Source organism: Roseovarius sp. 10, from assembly GCF_033100315.1.
Lineage (GTDB): Bacteria > Pseudomonadota > Alphaproteobacteria > Rhodobacterales > Rhodobacteraceae > M30B80.
This window is the reverse complement of sequence record NZ_JAWLVH010000001.1, coordinates 487979-503000: the sequence shown is the minus strand read 5'-3', so window position 1 is coordinate 503000 and position 15022 is coordinate 487979. Positions and strand designations below refer to the sequence as shown.

The 15022-nt window shown below is 58.6% G+C and carries 19 protein-coding genes and 1 pseudogene; 15 read left to right on the top strand and 5 right to left on the bottom strand.

The genetic code is table 11. From position 1 onward, the window contains the following. A complete protein-coding gene (locus RYZ18_RS02460; protein ID WP_317654791.1) occupies positions 1 to 435 on the bottom strand; it encodes a PIN domain-containing protein in 435 nt (144 codons plus the stop codon). Then, a complete protein-coding gene (locus RYZ18_RS02455; protein ID WP_317654790.1) occupies positions 425 to 652 on the bottom strand; it encodes an AbrB/MazE/SpoVT family DNA-binding domain-containing protein in 228 nt (75 codons plus the stop codon). Before RYZ18_RS02455 ends, RYZ18_RS02460 begins: the two co-directional genes overlap by 11 nt. 26 nt (positions 653 to 678) lie before the next feature. Here RYZ18_RS02455 and RYZ18_RS02450 point away from each other — a divergent pair, with 26 nt between their 5' ends. The 12 genes from RYZ18_RS02450 to RYZ18_RS02395 all read left to right on the top strand — a co-directional run bounded on the left by RYZ18_RS02450 (position 679) and on the right by RYZ18_RS02395 (position 9106). Then, the gene (locus tag RYZ18_RS02450) at positions 679 to 1128 is read left to right on the top strand and encodes a DUF6950 family protein (RefSeq protein ID WP_317654789.1); all 450 of its coding nucleotides are present in this window, start codon (positions 679 to 681) and stop codon (positions 1126 to 1128) included. 3 nt (positions 1129 to 1131) lie between these two features. Further along, a complete protein-coding gene (locus tag RYZ18_RS02445; protein WP_317654788.1) occupies positions 1132 to 3726 on the top strand; it encodes a phage tail protein in 2595 nt (864 codons plus the stop codon). Next, the gene (locus RYZ18_RS02440) at positions 3723 to 3953 is read left to right on the top strand and encodes a hypothetical protein (RefSeq protein ID WP_317654787.1); all 231 of its coding nucleotides are present in this window, start codon (positions 3723 to 3725) and stop codon (positions 3951 to 3953) included. Before RYZ18_RS02445 ends, RYZ18_RS02440 begins: the two co-directional genes overlap by 4 nt. Before the next feature lie 28 nt (positions 3954 to 3981). Continuing rightward, positions 3982 to 4296, top strand: a complete 315-nt coding sequence (locus RYZ18_RS02435; RefSeq protein ID WP_317654786.1) for a phage holin family protein — start codon at positions 3982 to 3984, stop codon at positions 4294 to 4296. 70 nt (positions 4297 to 4366) lie between these two features. Beyond that, positions 4367 to 4597 (top strand): hypothetical protein, encoded by a 231-nt coding sequence (locus RYZ18_RS02430; RefSeq protein ID WP_317654785.1) that lies wholly within the window; start codon positions 4367 to 4369, stop codon positions 4595 to 4597. Positions 4598 to 4688: 91 nt separating this feature from the next. Beyond that, the gene (locus tag RYZ18_RS02425; protein WP_317654784.1) at positions 4689 to 5624 is read left to right on the top strand and encodes a TIGR02594 family protein; all 936 of its coding nucleotides are present in this window, start codon (positions 4689 to 4691) and stop codon (positions 5622 to 5624) included. After that, positions 5621 to 5899, top strand: a complete 279-nt coding sequence (locus tag RYZ18_RS02420) for a hypothetical protein (RefSeq protein ID WP_317654783.1) — start codon at positions 5621 to 5623, stop codon at positions 5897 to 5899. Before RYZ18_RS02425 ends, RYZ18_RS02420 begins: the two co-directional genes overlap by 4 nt. A gap of 117 nt (positions 5900 to 6016) precedes the next feature. Then, positions 6017 to 6361, top strand: a complete 345-nt coding sequence (locus RYZ18_RS02415) for a hypothetical protein (RefSeq protein WP_317654782.1) — start codon at positions 6017 to 6019, stop codon at positions 6359 to 6361. Positions 6362 to 6560: 199 nt separating this feature from the next. Beyond that, positions 6561 to 7427: a head decoration protein gene (locus RYZ18_RS02410; protein ID WP_317654781.1), complete on the top strand. Its 867-nt coding sequence runs from the start codon at positions 6561 to 6563 to the stop codon at positions 7425 to 7427. Positions 7428 to 7449: 22 nt separating this feature from the next. Continuing rightward, on the top strand, positions 7450 to 7767 hold the full coding sequence (locus tag RYZ18_RS02405; RefSeq protein WP_317654780.1) for a hypothetical protein: 318 nt from the start codon (positions 7450 to 7452) through the stop codon (positions 7765 to 7767). After that, positions 7767 to 8720, top strand: a complete 954-nt coding sequence (locus tag RYZ18_RS02400; RefSeq protein WP_317654779.1) for a glycine-rich domain-containing protein — start codon at positions 7767 to 7769, stop codon at positions 8718 to 8720. The genes RYZ18_RS02405 and RYZ18_RS02400 overlap by 1 nt, the downstream gene beginning before the upstream one ends. Continuing rightward, positions 8717 to 9106 (top strand): hypothetical protein, encoded by a 390-nt coding sequence (locus RYZ18_RS02395; RefSeq protein ID WP_317654778.1) that lies wholly within the window; start codon positions 8717 to 8719, stop codon positions 9104 to 9106. Before RYZ18_RS02400 ends, RYZ18_RS02395 begins: the two co-directional genes overlap by 4 nt. A 33-nt stretch (positions 9107 to 9139) precedes the next feature. Here the strand turns inward: RYZ18_RS02395 and RYZ18_RS02390 are convergent, their stop codons facing one another. Together RYZ18_RS02390 and RYZ18_RS02385 are read right to left on the bottom strand one after the other, a co-directional pair. Next, a complete protein-coding gene (locus tag RYZ18_RS02390) occupies positions 9140 to 9670 on the bottom strand; it encodes a hypothetical protein (protein ID WP_317654777.1) in 531 nt (176 codons plus the stop codon). Positions 9671 to 9737: 67 nt separating this feature from the next. Continuing rightward, positions 9738 to 9983: a hypothetical protein gene (locus RYZ18_RS02385; protein ID WP_317654776.1), complete on the bottom strand. Its 246-nt coding sequence runs from the start codon at positions 9981 to 9983 to the stop codon at positions 9738 to 9740. Positions 9984 to 10174: 191 nt separating this feature from the next. Between RYZ18_RS02385 and RYZ18_RS02380 the strand changes: the two genes are divergently transcribed. From RYZ18_RS02380 to RYZ18_RS02370, 3 genes and pseudogenes are all read left to right on the top strand, one after another. Beyond that, on the top strand, positions 10175 to 10324 hold the full coding sequence (locus RYZ18_RS02380) for a hypothetical protein (RefSeq protein WP_317654775.1): 150 nt from the start codon (positions 10175 to 10177) through the stop codon (positions 10322 to 10324). 20 nt (positions 10325 to 10344) lie between these two features. After that, a pseudogene (locus RYZ18_RS02375) lies at positions 10345 to 10842 on the top strand (YcbK family protein); the annotation flags it as partial. 315 nt (positions 10843 to 11157) lie between these two features. Beyond that, positions 11158 to 11841: a DUF6629 family protein gene (locus RYZ18_RS02370; RefSeq protein ID WP_173495904.1), complete on the top strand. Its 684-nt coding sequence runs from the start codon at positions 11158 to 11160 to the stop codon at positions 11839 to 11841. 90 nt (positions 11842 to 11931) lie between these two features. Here the strand turns inward: RYZ18_RS02370 and RYZ18_RS02365 are convergent, their stop codons facing one another. Continuing rightward, positions 11932 to 15009 (bottom strand): efflux RND transporter permease subunit, encoded by a 3078-nt coding sequence (locus RYZ18_RS02365; protein WP_317654774.1) that lies wholly within the window; start codon positions 15007 to 15009, stop codon positions 11932 to 11934. Positions 15010 to 15022: the final 13 nt, after the last annotated feature.

The window sequence follows — 15022 nt, the reverse complement described above, 5'->3', positions numbered from 1 at the left end:
TCAAGTCAAAGCCTGAAATGGGTTCACGATCTGCAAGCTGTCTGCAATCACCATGCCATGCTGCAAATCCTCAGAATAAAGCGTAGTGCAGCCCGCAGACAAAGCCGCTGCCACAATCATCGCATCATAAACCGAGAACTGATACCGTGCAGCGAGCGCAAGGCCCAAATCATGCGTCTCAACCGTCACATCACAAATATCGCAAAAATAGCGTACGCCTTTGAGAAAGGCGCCCGCCTCCTCCCAGCTCATCCCCGCTTTGCGCCGACAATTGGCCAATGCTTCATTGAGGACTTGTACGCTGATCACCCCACGCTTTTGCAAAAGTCCCGTTGCAATCTCCGCCTTCTCCCCCTCTTCCAAGAGATAGAGAATAATATTGGTGTCAAAAAACCAAACCGTCGTATATTGAGCAGTCACGAACTCAGCGGACATTGGCGTCATCACGCGACAAACGCTGATCCGCCTTCAAGCGTCCTCGAAACTGCGCCAAACCTTCTAACACCTCCTCAGGGCGAGGCTGCCGCAACACTGCAAAACCTTGTGCATCTGCGCGCAGATCAATCTCATCGCCAGCTTTGAGATCAAGCTTACGCACCAAATCAGCAGGCAAGCGCACCGCCAGCGAGTTTCCCCATTTTGCAACTTGCATCTGATCTCTCCTAACCAAGGATAAACATGTCTCACAATGTATATCAAATGCCTGAGCGCTGCAAGCCGGGCGCACGCGTTCCAAACTGGGACCACCTCCTCGCCCTATCCATTGAAGACGCACGCAGGCGCCCCTTCGTCTGGGGCGCGCATGATTGCGCCACTTGGGCCTTTGATGTTCGACACCGGCTGACAGGTGGCCCTGATCATGCGCAGATCTGGCGTGGACGCTATAAAACCCCACGTGGCGCTGAGCGGGTTTTGCGCAAACTGGGCTGGGCGTCCTTCGAGGAAGGCGCACGCGCACTATTGGGTGCGCCACTTGGAGCCGTAGGGCTTGCGCAGCGCGGGGATCTTGTTTTGGGCGGCCAACCCGAAGCCTTTGGCATCTGCTTGGGCGCCCGCGCAGCCTTCCTTGCGCCTGAGGGTTTGGCCACGCGCCCGCTCTTGAACTGTCACCTCGCCTGGAGAAGCTAAGCTATGCCTCCTGTTGTCATTGGAGCCGTGGCGCTGGGCGGGGCCGCTGTTGCGGCCGGTGGTGTGGCAGCAGCCTTTGCAGCCGGCGGATTGATTGGCTTTGCTGCCAATTTTGGCGCCTCTATGCTGCTCTCAGCCGCCACGCAATCGATGATGCCAAAACCATCTTTGGGTCAGATGGAGTTGCAATCACGCACCGTTACCGTGCGCGAACCAGTCATGCCCCGTCAAATGGTCTACGGGCGCACGCGGAAGGGCGGTGTGATCACCTTTCTTCACTCCACCGGAGCGCAAGATAAATATCTGCACCTGGTTGTGGTGCTTGCAAGCCACCGCGTCGAATCCATTGGGGCGATTTACTTTGAGGGCGAGATGGCGGTGGACGCAACAGGCCAGGCACAAGGGCGATGGGCAGGCAAAGTCACGATCGAGAAGCGCTTAGGGCGGCCCAATCAAGCGGCCTTCGCCGATCTGATCACTGCTGCCCCAGAATTTTGGACCAGCGCACATCGCCTTTCTGGCTGCGCCGCTCTTTATCTGCGCCTCACCTATGATCAAGACACATTCCCAGGCGGCATCCCCAACATCACAGTCGATATCGAAGGGAAGGATGATATCTTTGACCCCCGCACTGGTAGCACCGGCTTCACACAAAATGCAGCGCTCTGCATCGCCGATTATATGGCCCATCCGATCTTCGGCCTTGGTGCAGCGATCGGAGCTGAGGACGGGATCAGCATTGAAAGCCTCATTGAAGCCGCCAATATCTGTGATGAGCTAATCCCGCTTGCCACAGGTGGCAGTGAGCCACGCTACGCCTGCGATGGCGTGATCTCACTCGCAGAGACCCCAAAGACCATCATTGAGGCGATGCTCACCTCCATGGCGGGGCGCTGTGTTTGGCAAAGCGGCGCTTGGCACATGCGCGCAGGCGCTTACCGCATCCCCTCAGAGATCCTGACCAGTGATGATATCCGAGAAGGCGGCATCGCGCTCACAACGCGCCAAAGTCGCAGCTCCAATTTCAACGCTGTGCGTGGCCAATTCGTCAGCCCGGAGAATGATTGGCAGCCAGATGATTTTCCAGGCTTTGCCAGCGAGGTCTATCGCTTAGAGGATGGCGGCGAGCAAATCTGGCGCGATATCTCGCTGCCTTTCACAATCTCTGCGGCAGCCGCACAGCGCATCGCCAAAATTGAGCTTGAGCGCAACCGCCGCCAACAAACGCTCAAACTGAGTGGAAAGTTGAAAGCCTGGCGCGTGGCCGCTGGAGAAACTGCGCTTTTTAAATATTCTCGCTGGGGCTTTGACGGCGATGCTCTACCCGATGGAAAACCGTTCGAGGTTCAATCAGTGAGACTTGATCTCACCCAAATTGGCGAGGGTGTGCGCCTCGCACCAGAACTGATCCTGCGCGAGACCTCGCCTTTGGTCTACAGCTGGTCCGCATCCGAAGAACAAATCTATGCTGCAGCGCCGCGCACAACCCTGCCTTCTGCCTTTGATGTAGCCCCACCCGGAGCTCCAAAAGGCGAGGAAGAGCTTTACGTCACACGTGATGGCTCCGCCGTCAAAGTGCTTTTGCGCATCATCTGGCCAGAGGCTCAAAACGGCTTTGTGGATACGTACCAGGTGGAGGCGCAAAGAGATGGTTTGGGCTGGCAAGATTATGGGAGGACAACTGGTACCAGTTTTGAGCTTCGCGATATCCGCCCAGGCCAGTGGACGTTTCGAGTAAAAGCCATCTCGGTTCTCGGCGTCTCCTCTATTTGGCGCGAGGGCGCGCGCGAAGTGGTAGGCCTCACCGCCCCACCGGAGCCGCTTGAAGGTCTCACAATTCAAAACGCGGGTGGGCTCGCCATTCTCAAGTGGGAACGCTCTCGCGATGTTGATGTCAGGGTTGGCGGGAATATCATCATCCGACATTCAGTCGCGGAACCTGCAGATTGGTCGAGTTCTATATTCATGGACAAAATTGCGGGCGCCGAGGCGATCGCAGTCGTCCCACTCAAACCTGGCACTTACCTTGTTCGCGCAGAGGATAGCGAAGGCAGGCTTGGCGCAATCCGACACGTCACGACAAAAGCTTCTCATGTCTTAGGGTTCGCACCCTTCGATCAGCTTCAAGCTGAGCCCGCATTTTTGGGCGCCAAAACAAACCTTACTGTGCAAGAGGGCAGCTTACGTATCCCCGAAGAGTTAGACCCCTCCGGTGTACCTCAAACACAAAGCTATGAGGGGCTTTATCAATTCGAGACAGGCTTAGATTTTGGAGCACTCAAACGCGTGCGCGTGCGCAGCCATATTGAGATCGGCGCGCTTGCGTTGCGCGATGATATTGATGCGCGCCTCAATAACATAGACGATTGGGCCGATTTTGATGGCACAGATGGTGCCGAAGTTGATGCAGTGATTGAACTGCGTGAGACAGATGATGACCCAAATGATGCGCCCAATTGGAGCCCATGGGGGCGCATTGATAGCCACGAGATCGAGGCACGCGCCATAGAGGCCCGGGCACGCATCACCACCACAGATCGCGCGTTCACGCCCGCGATATTCGCGCTTCAGATCCGGATTGATGAGGTAAGCCCATGAGCCAAACCCCAAGCTTTGTGATCATTAATGATGCAGGCCTTGCCGTACGCGTGCGCCTCAATGAAATCTTTGAGGCGCTGCAAAGCTCCAATGCAGGCCCAAATGCGCCCGAGGACACCGCTCCAGGTATGCTTTGGTTTGATACAAGCACCCAACCCCCACGCCTAATGATCCGCAACATCAGCGATGATACTTTCCAAGAGCTGCTTGATGGCGGGACCTATTAAGATCACGCAGCTAAAAGCGAGACCATCCATGAGCGAGAGCAGCCTTATTGAAACACTCAACAGCTTTTTTGGCGGCGCTTTGACCACGCTTCTGGGCGCCACCATTGGCCGTCTCATGTATCACTCAGGCGAAGTCAAACTCGGTAATCGCAAGTTCTTCGGCAAAGAGCTTCTTTGGGAAATCCCGATTGCCATTGGTATGGCCATTATTGGCGAAGCGCTTGCAAGCTATTTGGGCCTTGGGCAGCCGGTCTCAACGGGCCTTGTGGCTACTTTGGCTTACTTGGGCCCACGTGGCGCAGAGGCGGTGATTATTCGCTGGCTGGGACGCCATAAGCGATAAGCTTCACCTTGATTTTACAAAATCACATTACCACATCAATGCAGTCACCGCTTGACCCAAGGGGGATATAATGACGCTTCTGACAAAGCAGGACCTTCTCGCGCGCATGCGCGCTGGTGAGGACCCAGTTCAGCTTATGCGCCGCGCCATTTTAGAAACAGGCGGCACCTGGCCTGAAGGCGATCTCGGCGAGGGACTTTTTGAGGTGCAATTCGAAAACATCACCGGCCTTGGCTCCTCTGCGCGCGCTGCAGTAGAAGATTGGGCTCATCAAGCGCAAGGTGAGCGCAGCGCCGCATAGAGGCTAAATGTAGCCCGCCCCTAATACCAAAAACATCTGCCATTCAGCCGCCCAAGATTTTGGGCGGCTTTTTTAGTCATGGGAGCAGCATATGACACCCTATCAAATCGCCCAAACTTATCTCGGCACAGTTGAGGGGCCAGGCCCTGAGAATAACCCCACCATTTTGAAGATGTACGCCAGCATTGGTCAGTCCCATATCGAACATGACAGTGTTGCTTGGTGCGCAGCTTTTGTCGGACATTGTTTGGAGGAGGCAGGCCTCCAATCCACACGCAAATTAACTGCGCGTTCGTATCTCACATGGGGCATTGAGGTCGACCTCTCTGAAGCACAAGAGGGCGACTTGGCGGTATTCTGGCGCGGGAAAGCCGCCAGCTGGCAAGGCCATGTCGGCTTTATCAGCAAAATCGAAGGTAAGTTCCTGTACATCCTAGGCGGCAATCAAGGAGATGCCGTTAGCATTGGGCGCTATCCCGCGGCGCGGCTTCTGGGCATACGGCGCGCGGGCCAAGTCACCCCAAAGGCCACCTGCTCGATCCTTGACGTGCAAACACGCCTCCGGGCTCTGGGCTATTACGAGGTGGGCGTTGCAGACGGCGTTATGGGGCCACGTACACGTGCAGGTATTCTCGCCTTTCGTGCTGATCGCAGCTTAGACCTCGCCCCTTTGATTGACACGAAACTCTGCGAGGCATTGCGCCATGCCCCATCACGCAGCGTAGATCCGGCCCGCAAAACAGGTGCGCCCCAGGAGAGCCGTATCCTTAAAGCCGCAAATCAACAAATGGGACTGGGGCTAGTTGGATCGTTCAGCAGTCTTCTCATGCTTCTAGAGCCACTCGTCTCAAACCTTGAAACCGCACAAGGTCTCATTGCCCGAACTCTCACGCTCCTGCACGACCTCCCCGGGTTCCAGTTTATCCCTACCGCTCTCATCTTCGCGCTCTGCGTCGGCATGCTGCTTTTGGCTTTCAAAACCCGTGCAGCCCGACTTGACGACCATCGCAAAGGCAAAACGCCATGAGCCTGATGCGTATGTTCACATGGGCCCAGCAAAGCCTGATTTCGCTCAAACTGGTCTTCACCGTCATGATACTTGCAGCTGCAAGTATTGGCTTTGCGATCCTGCGCGGCAAGCACGCCGCCCAATCCCATTACTGGCGCAAACGCGCAGAAGCCCGCCTTCACACAATGATCAAAGCAAAGGAGCTGCGTGATGCGCTTGATCAAAAAACTGCGCAAAGCCACCGTGATGCTCTGCGTCGCTGGATGCGCCCAAGTACCAAGCCCCGAGATTGATCCGTGCCTTTGGGCAAACCCCATTCGTCCAAGTGACGAAGATCAGCTCACAGATGAGACCACGAAGCAAATCCTGGTACATAACGAGATGGGAGAACAGTTTTGCGGGTGGCGCCCATGAGCTGCTTTGTTCAAGGCCCCGTCATTCTTATCGGCTATACCTATCGACTTCAGATTGAGACAGAGGCCGCGCTGTTCCCGTCTCAAAGTCTGTTTGAGGCCGATATCCGCGGGAAGCCGAGCGATCCCTTCGCACTCACAACATTAACGAGTGCAGAGGGCACGCTCGCCCGGATCAGTGACACGCGCGTTGAAATTAAAATCCCAAGTACGGCCACTGCGCGCTTCACCAAAGGTTCGGTTATGATCGATTTGGTGCGCCGCGATCTGCCTGAGCCTCTTCACCTAGGCTTCTCTCTGGAGATCCCAGTCCACCTTCCCATCACAAGAGACCCCTCATGACCAGTTACACTTCGCCCTGCGCATCAGGTCCAAGCGGGCCGATAAAAATCAACGTGGCTCAAGGGGTCGGGCGCGTGACCGTTCTAGGCCTTCCAGGCCCCGAAGGTGTTCAAGGCCCACCTGGCGAGCCCGGGCCCCAAGGAGCGCCTGGCATCACTATTGTTCCCGATAATCTCCCCATCAATGGAGGCTTTTTCTGATGGCCAATATTATTCAAGTAAAACGCCGTGTCTCTGGTCTCGCTGGAGCCCCCGCATCCCTCAAATCTGGCGAAATTGCCCATAATGAGATCGACCAAACCCTCTATGTAGGTCTCGGCGATGACGGTACCGGTACCGCAAGCTCGATCACACCTTTAGCCGGCAAAGGCGCTTTTGTGGATCTTGCTTCAACGCAAACCATCCCCGCTGTTAAGATTTTTTCGCAAGCACCGCGTGCAAGTGTCGATGCAAGCCTTGGCACGGAATTGGTGCGCAAGTCTCAATTAGACGCTGCACTCTCCTCTCTTGCTGCAGGCGATATGTTGAGCTCTGTCTATGACACGGATGCTGACGGCAAAGTGGATCAAGCGGAAGCCGCTGACAGCGCACCTTGGACAGGCATCACGGGCAAACCAAGTAATTTTCCACCGGCAACCCATAGCCATTCCATCTCAGAAGTCACAGGGCTTCAGGCAAGCCTAGACACAAAAGCCCCGCTTGCATCACCGAGCCTCACCGGCACACCGACGGCCCCTACCGCCACACCGGGGCTCAACAATACCCAAATTGCAACCACCGCCTTTGTGCAGGCCGCCGTCAATGCGCTCATTGGATCGGCGCCCGGCACTCTCGATACCCTAAACGAGCTTGCTGCAGCCTTAGGCGATGATCCAAACTTCGCCTCGAGTGTTACCACTGGTCTTGCAGAGAAACTCACAAAATCCGCCAATCTCAGCGATCTCACAGATGCAGCCCAGGCCCGTAGCAATTTGGGCTTAGGCAGTCTTGCCCTGCAATCTGCAGGTAATGTGAACATTACGGGTGGCATCTTAAGCGGTGTGACGATCGACTGCGGCACTTTCTAATCAAACGGGAGATGCATGACAGATGTCGATCAAACTCAAACAATCAAATGTGGCTGGTAAAGTCCCACAATTGAGCGACCTTGTTTTAGGTGAGCTGGCCATTAACACCTACGATGGTCGCGTCTTTCTTAAGCGGAACAATGGCACAGAGGCTCTGCTTGAGTTGGCCCCGCTTGAGAGTGGGGCATTAGGGATCACAAGCTTGAACTTAGGCAATTGGTCCCTGCTTCAAAATGGAACCAAGTTAGAGCTGCGCTATAACGGCACCACTCGCATGGCCCTCGACAGCTCAGGCAATCTCACCGTCACCGGTGATGTTACAGCCTTTGGAGCGCCATAATGCCTTTACAAACCACAGGGGCGATTTCGCTTGGAGATATTGCTGCCGAGTTCGGCGGCACCGTGCCGCATGCGCTCTCAGAGTATCGTGGCAAGGGAAATGCGCCAAGCTCAGGCGCAATTACTCTAGCGCAGAGTTTTTATGGGGCCGCAAATAGCCTCAGCTATGATGTCCTAGTCGTGGCGGGCGGGGGCTCTGCCGCCCAGCGCCATGGTGGAGGCGGGGGCGCAGGCGGCTATATCGCAGCCTCCTATTCGGATCCTGCAGGCACAGCTTTTGCCATTGCCATTGGCGCAGGTGGCGCCTCCTCCAGCAATAGCGGCTATATGGGCGGAGACACGACCTTTGGCGCGCGGCTTCGTGCGAAAGGCGGTGGGCGTGGCAGCACCGGAGATACAGGCAGTGCGATGTCGGGCGGCTCAGGTGGCGGAGGAGACTATGTCGTCACAGGTGGGGGTTCGGGGACCCAGCCGAGCCAATCAGGAGACAGCGGAACCTATGGTTTCGGAAATCGTGGGGGGAATTGGAGCTCTACCTGGGCCTTTGCTGGCGCAGGCGGCGGCGGTGGTGGTGCGGGCGCGCGCGGGGGTAACGCTTCATCTGGCGGTAGTCCCTCCAATACTAAGCCGGGCAACGGAGGCACGGGTAAAACTTGGCTCAATGGCACGACCTATGCAGGCGGGGGAGCAGGCTCAGCGCGCGGCAATGACCAAGCCGCCTATGGCGGAAGCGGCGGGGGCGGAAACTCCTACCCAGCCGGCGGACGCAATGGCGCGGCCAATACTGGCGGCGGTGGTGGAGGCGGCAGCGATGCTGTCAGTTCAGGCGCCGGCGGCTCAGGAATTGTCATAGTCCGATATGCAGGGACACCGCGCGCCTCCGGTGGGACGATCACCCAGTCAGGAGGCTACACATTTCACAGCTTTACATCATCAGGGACATTTACGACATGAGCCATTTTGCATGGGTCGAAGACGACATAGTTCAGAACGTGGTGGTTGCAGACTCTATTGCTGATCTGGAAACCATCACGCCACCGGCTTCTCAAGGTCAATGGATCCAGACATCCTACAATACACGCGGTGGGGTGCATTATCTTCCAAACAGCGACACACCAAGCCCAGATCAGTCAAAAGCATTGCGCAAGAACTTTGCGGGGATTGGCTTCACTTATGATGCAGAGAAAGACGCGTTTATTCCGCCGAAAGATTATCCCTCTTGGGAACTTGACCGTGAGACCTGTCTTTGGAAGCCACCAGTTCCGCGGCCATCGGATGGTACCGTTTATTATTGGAATGAGGATGGTCGGGTTTGGGTTGAGGCGACAGTGGTCAGTTAAGTTGGCGCCTGAAATGTCTTCGGAGTGCCGACCTCACCGATCGCGAAAGCCTTGCGCAAACCCCTTTGCCATATCCCACAGTAGCAGCATAGGGAGGCTTAGCATCCAAAGCAGGAATATCACCAATCGGATAGCCAGCATTGCGGCTAGCCCGACCGCCATGGCGCCTATGTAAATTAACTGTAGTTGTGCGGCCTTTTTGCCGCGCAGTTGCACGCCCGCAAATTTAAATGAAGAGTATTGGGGCTTCAGAAAGTTAAAGCTGCCCATGTGGTTTTTCACAGAAGCGCTCACACCAGTCTTGGACAAATTAAATCCAAGAGGTCCAGCTTTCCATCGACCGATGAATTGGAAACGACCATTCTGCAACGCGACCCGAGCGCCGTTTGCCACGCGGGTTGAAACCCGCAGGCCTTTGGAAGAGTTCGCCGTGAGGTTAACGGGTCCAAGTTTTTTCTCAGCACGAACAGAGACGCCGCCAGTGCGTGAGGCACGGGTGTATTTGCCACGATGTTCAATGCGGACTTGCTTGCCGCTTTGGTCTTTTTTGCCGAGGCCGAACATAAATAATTAAATACCGATCGGTACGAATCCGATAAGCCTTGAGTGGGCTTGCATGGTTATCAACGCACTAAGATTGATAAATTGCTTCAGTGTCTAGGTAATCGGATAGTAATGTGGCTCTTTTCTCAATAGAGATACTCGTCCAATAAGCCTGCAGATCATCGAACTCTGAGAAAAACTGTCCAGCCACATCTCCTGAAGAGATCTCAGCTTTCTCCATAAGCATTGCGATAGCATTGTCAGGATTGCTAATTTGAGCTGCTTCGTTGATTGCCAATCGCGCTCGAGCAATTCGTTCAGTTTGACTGGACATTATCAGTTCTCCCGCATTTTTCTGACCAAAGTGTACATCAATATCCGACAGCTATGAAGCAAAATGCGTTGTTTTAAGGTGTTGAATAAATTTATTTTTTTCCCGCTTCCCGATTACTCAGCTTTTGAAAAGGTGGCTATTACGTTCTGAAGGAAACCCAAACCACACTAAGTTAATCGATAAGTTCGTGCATGTTCCTCGAGGGGGAGTTCTTCAGACAGAGCTGCGCTAACGAGTTTGCCTTCAATATGGGGATCATGATGGCGGCGGTGTGGCATTTGACGGGAATGGTGGTGGTTGGGCTGGAAGGGATTGCCGGTTGCGGCGCTGCTGATCATTGACTGGTTGGTCCAGCGGATTCTCCCCTTATCGCAGCCCTGAGCACAAACGTGACGTTGGCGGCTCAATCCGCTTGAAGCATAAGGAGGGTGCGGCGTTTGACATCGCCATGGCGAACCACGACCCAGTGGCCTTCGAGGCCGCGGCGCGCGAGGTCGGGTTCCTCGGCTTCGGCTTCTATCCGCGCTCGGGGTTCATCCATGTGGACCTCGGCCCCGCACGCCAGTGGGGCGAGCGTTTCCCGGTCCGAGCGACCGCATTCGCAGCCGAGGCGCCGCCCGCCCGCGAGGTGCTGGCCGACAGCCGCACGATGAAGGGTGGTGGCACGGCGGGCGTGGCGACGCTGGGCGCGGCGGGCGTCGAGGTGGCACAGGGCGTCCTGGCCGAGACGCAATCCGCCATCCTGCCGCTGGTGCCGTATCTCGACACTCTGCGCTGGGTGTTCATCGCGGTGGCACTCTGTGGCATCGCAGTCACCATCTATGCCCGCCTCGACGACTGGCGCCGGGGGCGGCGGTGACTGCCGTCCTCCTAGGCAGGATCACGGCCAGCCCGTGGGTGTGGGGGGGCGCTGCGCTACGGAGCCTTCCTTCTCGCCGGGCTCATGTTCCTGCTCGCGCGCCGGCGGTCCGGCGCGCGAAGCACGATCTCCCCCATAAGGAGTTGGATCGGCAAGTTCTGCGGCAAGGGATTTCCCGCGAATTCCTGCGTATTTACGTTGTTCGCCAATTTTGAAAAGATCGAGCGGCGCAAGGGCCTCGAACAAACAGGTGGCACAAACTCTTTGGAAACCAGTGCCCGACAAGCCGCAGGAGCATGCCAAGGGGAGTGAACCATGTGCATATCGGCAACCGTGAGCTTCGGCGCTGCCGCCGTCCTTATACCGCTTGGCGGGCTTGCGCTGCGGCATGCCTGCACGACGGACCGGCGTTATCTGGTGTTGGCCTCGTTTCCCGTCATGTTCGGGGTGCAACAGATATCCGAGGGTCTGGTCTGGTTGAGCCTGGATGATCCGGACGGGCATTTTTCGCTCGGCGCCGCAATGGTCTTCCTGTTCTTCGCCTATGTCGTCTGGCTGGTGCTGGCGCCGCTTGCGGTGATCCCGCTCGAACACCGGAAAGACCTGCGGCGGGCTTTTCTGGGAATCCTGCTGTTCGGCGCGGTCTTTGGCCTGTCGCTGTTCCTGCCGCTTCTGGCCAGCCCCGACCGGCTCGGAGTCGATGTCGTTCACGGCTCGCTCCTCTACGAGACGCGCCTGATCTATGGCAGCCTGGTTCCGAGCGCGGTCCTGATAGCCATCTATGCCTGCGTCGTCTGCCTACCGCTCCTGACATCCTCGGCACCCGGCGTGCGACCGTTCGGAATCCTGGTCGCCGCCTCGATGCTGCTTACCATGCTCTTCGCGGGCTATGCCTTCAAGTCGGTCTGGTGTTACCTTGCCGCCATCAGCTCAGCTTATCTCGCCTTGATGATGTGGCGGCTTCCTAAACTAGCGCAGCGCCGGGTCTTCGAGGCGTGACCACAGCGCCGCGCCGATCACGGGCGGCACCGGGCGCCTATCGGCCAGTTTTCGCGCCGCGCATGGCATGGGATCGGGACTGCCCGCGCTTCAGGTCGCAGATGCCGTTTGCTGAGGGGCCGTTTCGCCCGATCCCGGCCTGATGCCGAACATCAGCGCGTAGATCACCGGCACCGCCACCAGCGTCAGCACTGACGCGAAGGCAAGCCCGCCCATGATGGTGACGGCCATCGAGGCGAAGAAGGCGTCCGGCAGGAGCGGGATCATGCCCATGATCGTCGTTCCCGCGGCCAGCACCACCGGCCGGAAGCGGCTGACCGAACCGGCGATGATCGCCTCGGCCCGGTCGCCGCCCTCGGCGATGCGGGCGTCCATTTCCTCGACCAGGATGATGGCGTTCTTGATCAGCATTCCCGACAGGCTCAGGAGGCCCAGAAGGGCTGTGAAGGTGAACGGCAGGCCCGAGACCAGCAACCCCAGCGCCATGCCGGTGATCGACATTGGCACCACAAGCCACAGGATCAGCGGCTGGCGCACCTTGTTGAACAGCAGCACCGAGATCACCACCATGACGAGGAATCCCAGCGGCAACTGCGTGCCGAGCGAGGCTTGCGCGTCCGAGGACGCCTCGTATTCACCGCCCCATTCCATCCGGTAGCCTGACGGCAACTCCATCGCCTCGATATCCGCGCGCACGGCCCGGAACGCCTGATCGGCGTTGAGGTCCGGCACGGAACCGCCAAGCACGGTGATGGTGCGCTCGCGGTTGCGGCGATGAATGGCGGCCTCCTGCGCCACGACGTCGATGCGCTCGACGACCTGGGTGAGCGGCACATACTGGTTGCCCGCCGCGCTCCAGACCAGCTGGTCGTGCAACTGCTCGCTGCTGCGGCGCTCGTGCTCCGGCACCCGCAAGATGATCGGAAGCTGGGTATCGCCCTCGCGGAAGGTTCCGGCACGCACCCCGGATGTCGCATAAAGGATCGTGTCTGCAATGGCCGAACGGGTTACACCGGCGACGCGGGCGCGCGTTTCGTCCACCACCGGCTCGATCACCAGTTCACGTTCGCGCCAGTCGGTGCGAAGGTCCATCAACGCGCCGGACCTGCGAAAACGTTCCTGCGCCTCGGCGGCCAGATCACGCAGCACCTGCGTGTCCGGTCCCGAGAAGCGCACCGCGACATCCGCACCCGACGGCGGGCCGAAGGCCAGTTGCTCGAAGCGGACCTGACCTTGCGGAACGCGTCCTGGCAGGTCCGACAGCCGCTCGATGATCTGCGGGATCATTGCGGCGTCGGCCGCGCGCACGATCAGTTGGCCATAGGACGAATCGGCCTGTTCGGGGCCATATGTCAGCATGAAGCGCAAGGCGCCGCGCCCGACCAGCGTGGTCACGCCCACCACGTCCGGATCGGCAAGGACCGCTTCTTCCAGCGCGATCATGTCGCGTTCGGTCGCGCGGATATCAGCCCCGCGCGGCAGGTTGTAATGCACATAGAAAAGCGGCGTGGTGGAGGCCGGAAAGAACGCCTGTTTCACGTTGCCGAAGGCGACAAGGGACCCTGCCGTGATCCCGACCATCATCAGCACCACAAGCCATCGCGCGCGCAACGATCCGCGCAAAAGCCAGCCATAGGCCCGGTAGACGACGCCGCGATAGGGGTCTTTTCCCGCCGCGTCCCCATCCGATCCGCGCAGCAGCCATGCCCCCATCAGCGGCGTGACCGTCAGCGCCAGAACCCACGACTGCAAAAGCGATATCGCGATCACGGCAAAAAGCGAGAACAGGAATTCGCCCGTGGCATCCGGCGACAACCCGATCCCCGAGAAGGCCATGATGCCGATCACGGTGGCCCCCAGAAGCGGCACCGAGGTCGCATCCGATGCCTCGCCCGCGGCCTCCTCGGCGGATTTGCCGCGCTGCATGCCGATCACCATGCCCTCGGCGATGACGATGGCATTGTCCACCAGCATCCCCATGGCGATGATCAGCGCGCCAAGGCTGATCCGCTCCATCTCGATCCCGAACGTGGCCATGAAGAACACCGTCCCCAGCACGGTCAGCCCCAGCGTGGCCCCGACCGTCAGACCCGCGCGCCAGCCCATCGTCAGCATCAGCGCGCCGATCACGATGGCGACCGACAGCGCCAGCCCGGTGATGAAGGAGGATACCGCCTCGTCCACCACCCGGTGCTGCTCGTAGATCGGCAGGATCTCGATGCCTGCGGGCAGCGCCTCGGCGACGTCGCGCAGACGCGCCTCGACCCGTTCGCCTACGGCGACGACATTCTCGGTCTGGATCGCCGATACGCCCAGCGTAAAGGCCCGCACGCCGTCGTGGCGGATGATCTGCTGCGGCGCCTCGGCTTCGCGGCGGTCCACATGCGCGACATCGAGCACCGAGATCTGCTCGACGCCGCCCACACGCCCCACGCGCAGCGCCTCGATCCCGGCGACGCTGTCGAACCCGGGCAAAAGCAAGGTGCGCAGCCGAGCATCGTCGGCACGGATCTCGCCCCCTTGCAGAACCGTGTTTTCGCCACTCAGAAGGCCCAGAACCTGATCGGGTGGCAGGCCCAGCCGGGACAGCCGGGCCGAAGGCACTTCGACCATCACCACCTCTTCGGGCAGGCCCAGCGTTTCCACCTTGGCCACACCTGGCACCGTCAACAACTCGCGTCGCAGGCGACGGGCGATCTCGCGCTGGTCGGACGGGCTGTAGCCGCTGGCGGTGACGGCATAATACAGCCCGAAGACATCGCCGAAATCGTCATTGACCTGCGGCGCCCTCGCCCCGTCCGGTAGGTCGCCCCCGGCGTCGCCCAGCCTTCGGCGCAGCTCGTCCCAGACCTGCGGCATCTCGTCGGGGCCATAGGTATCCTTGATTTCCACGGTGATCTGGCTGAGGCCCGGCATGGATTTCGATTCCACCCGGCGCAGCTGCGGCATCTGCTGGATCGCGCTTTCCAGCACCTCGGTCACTTCGCGCTCGACGTCCTCTGCCGAAGCGCCCGGATAGGGTGTGAAGACCAGCGCGGTCTTGAGCGTGAAGCCCGGGTCTTCCAGACGCCCGACATTGGCAAGCCCCCAGAGACCGCCGATCAGACAGCCAATGATGAGCAGGGAAATCGCAACAGGGCGGCGAATGGACCAGACGGCAAGGTTCATGGCGCGACCCCGA

Bases quoted from the DNA above. Each gene is read 5' to 3' on its own strand.
- RYZ18_RS02460 (WP_317654791.1), bottom strand. From the start codon at position 435: ATGTCCGCTGAGTTCGTGACTGCTCAATATACGACGGTTTGGTTTTTT.
- RYZ18_RS02455 (WP_317654790.1), bottom strand. From the start codon at position 652: ATGCAAGTTGCAAAATGGGGAAACTCGCTGGCGGTGCGCTTGCCTGCT.
- RYZ18_RS02450 (WP_317654789.1), top strand. From the start codon at position 679: ATGTCTCACAATGTATATCAAATGCCTGAGCGCTGCAAGCCGGGCGCA.
- RYZ18_RS02445 (WP_317654788.1), top strand. From the start codon at position 1,132: ATGCCTCCTGTTGTCATTGGAGCCGTGGCGCTGGGCGGGGCCGCTGTT.
- RYZ18_RS02440 (WP_317654787.1), top strand. From the start codon at position 3,723: ATGAGCCAAACCCCAAGCTTTGTGATCATTAATGATGCAGGCCTTGCC.
- RYZ18_RS02435 (WP_317654786.1), top strand. From the start codon at position 3,982: ATGAGCGAGAGCAGCCTTATTGAAACACTCAACAGCTTTTTTGGCGGC.
- RYZ18_RS02430 (WP_317654785.1), top strand. From the start codon at position 4,367: ATGACGCTTCTGACAAAGCAGGACCTTCTCGCGCGCATGCGCGCTGGT.
- RYZ18_RS02425 (WP_317654784.1), top strand. From the start codon at position 4,689: ATGACACCCTATCAAATCGCCCAAACTTATCTCGGCACAGTTGAGGGG.
- RYZ18_RS02420 (WP_317654783.1), top strand. From the start codon at position 5,621: ATGAGCCTGATGCGTATGTTCACATGGGCCCAGCAAAGCCTGATTTCG.
- RYZ18_RS02415 (WP_317654782.1), top strand. From the start codon at position 6,017: ATGAGCTGCTTTGTTCAAGGCCCCGTCATTCTTATCGGCTATACCTAT.
- RYZ18_RS02410 (WP_317654781.1), top strand. From the start codon at position 6,561: ATGGCCAATATTATTCAAGTAAAACGCCGTGTCTCTGGTCTCGCTGGA.
- RYZ18_RS02405 (WP_317654780.1), top strand. From the start codon at position 7,450: ATGTCGATCAAACTCAAACAATCAAATGTGGCTGGTAAAGTCCCACAA.
- RYZ18_RS02400 (WP_317654779.1), top strand. From the start codon at position 7,767: ATGCCTTTACAAACCACAGGGGCGATTTCGCTTGGAGATATTGCTGCC.
- RYZ18_RS02395 (WP_317654778.1), top strand. From the start codon at position 8,717: ATGAGCCATTTTGCATGGGTCGAAGACGACATAGTTCAGAACGTGGTG.
- RYZ18_RS02390 (WP_317654777.1), bottom strand. From the start codon at position 9,670: ATGTTCGGCCTCGGCAAAAAAGACCAAAGCGGCAAGCAAGTCCGCATT.
- RYZ18_RS02385 (WP_317654776.1), bottom strand. From the start codon at position 9,983: ATGTCCAGTCAAACTGAACGAATTGCTCGAGCGCGATTGGCAATCAAC.
- RYZ18_RS02380 (WP_317654775.1), top strand. From the start codon at position 10,175: ATGTTCCTCGAGGGGGAGTTCTTCAGACAGAGCTGCGCTAACGAGTTT.
- RYZ18_RS02370 (WP_173495904.1), top strand. From the start codon at position 11,158: ATGTGCATATCGGCAACCGTGAGCTTCGGCGCTGCCGCCGTCCTTATA.
- RYZ18_RS02365 (WP_317654774.1), bottom strand. From the start codon at position 15,009: ATGAACCTTGCCGTCTGGTCCATTCGCCGCCCTGTTGCGATTTCCCTG.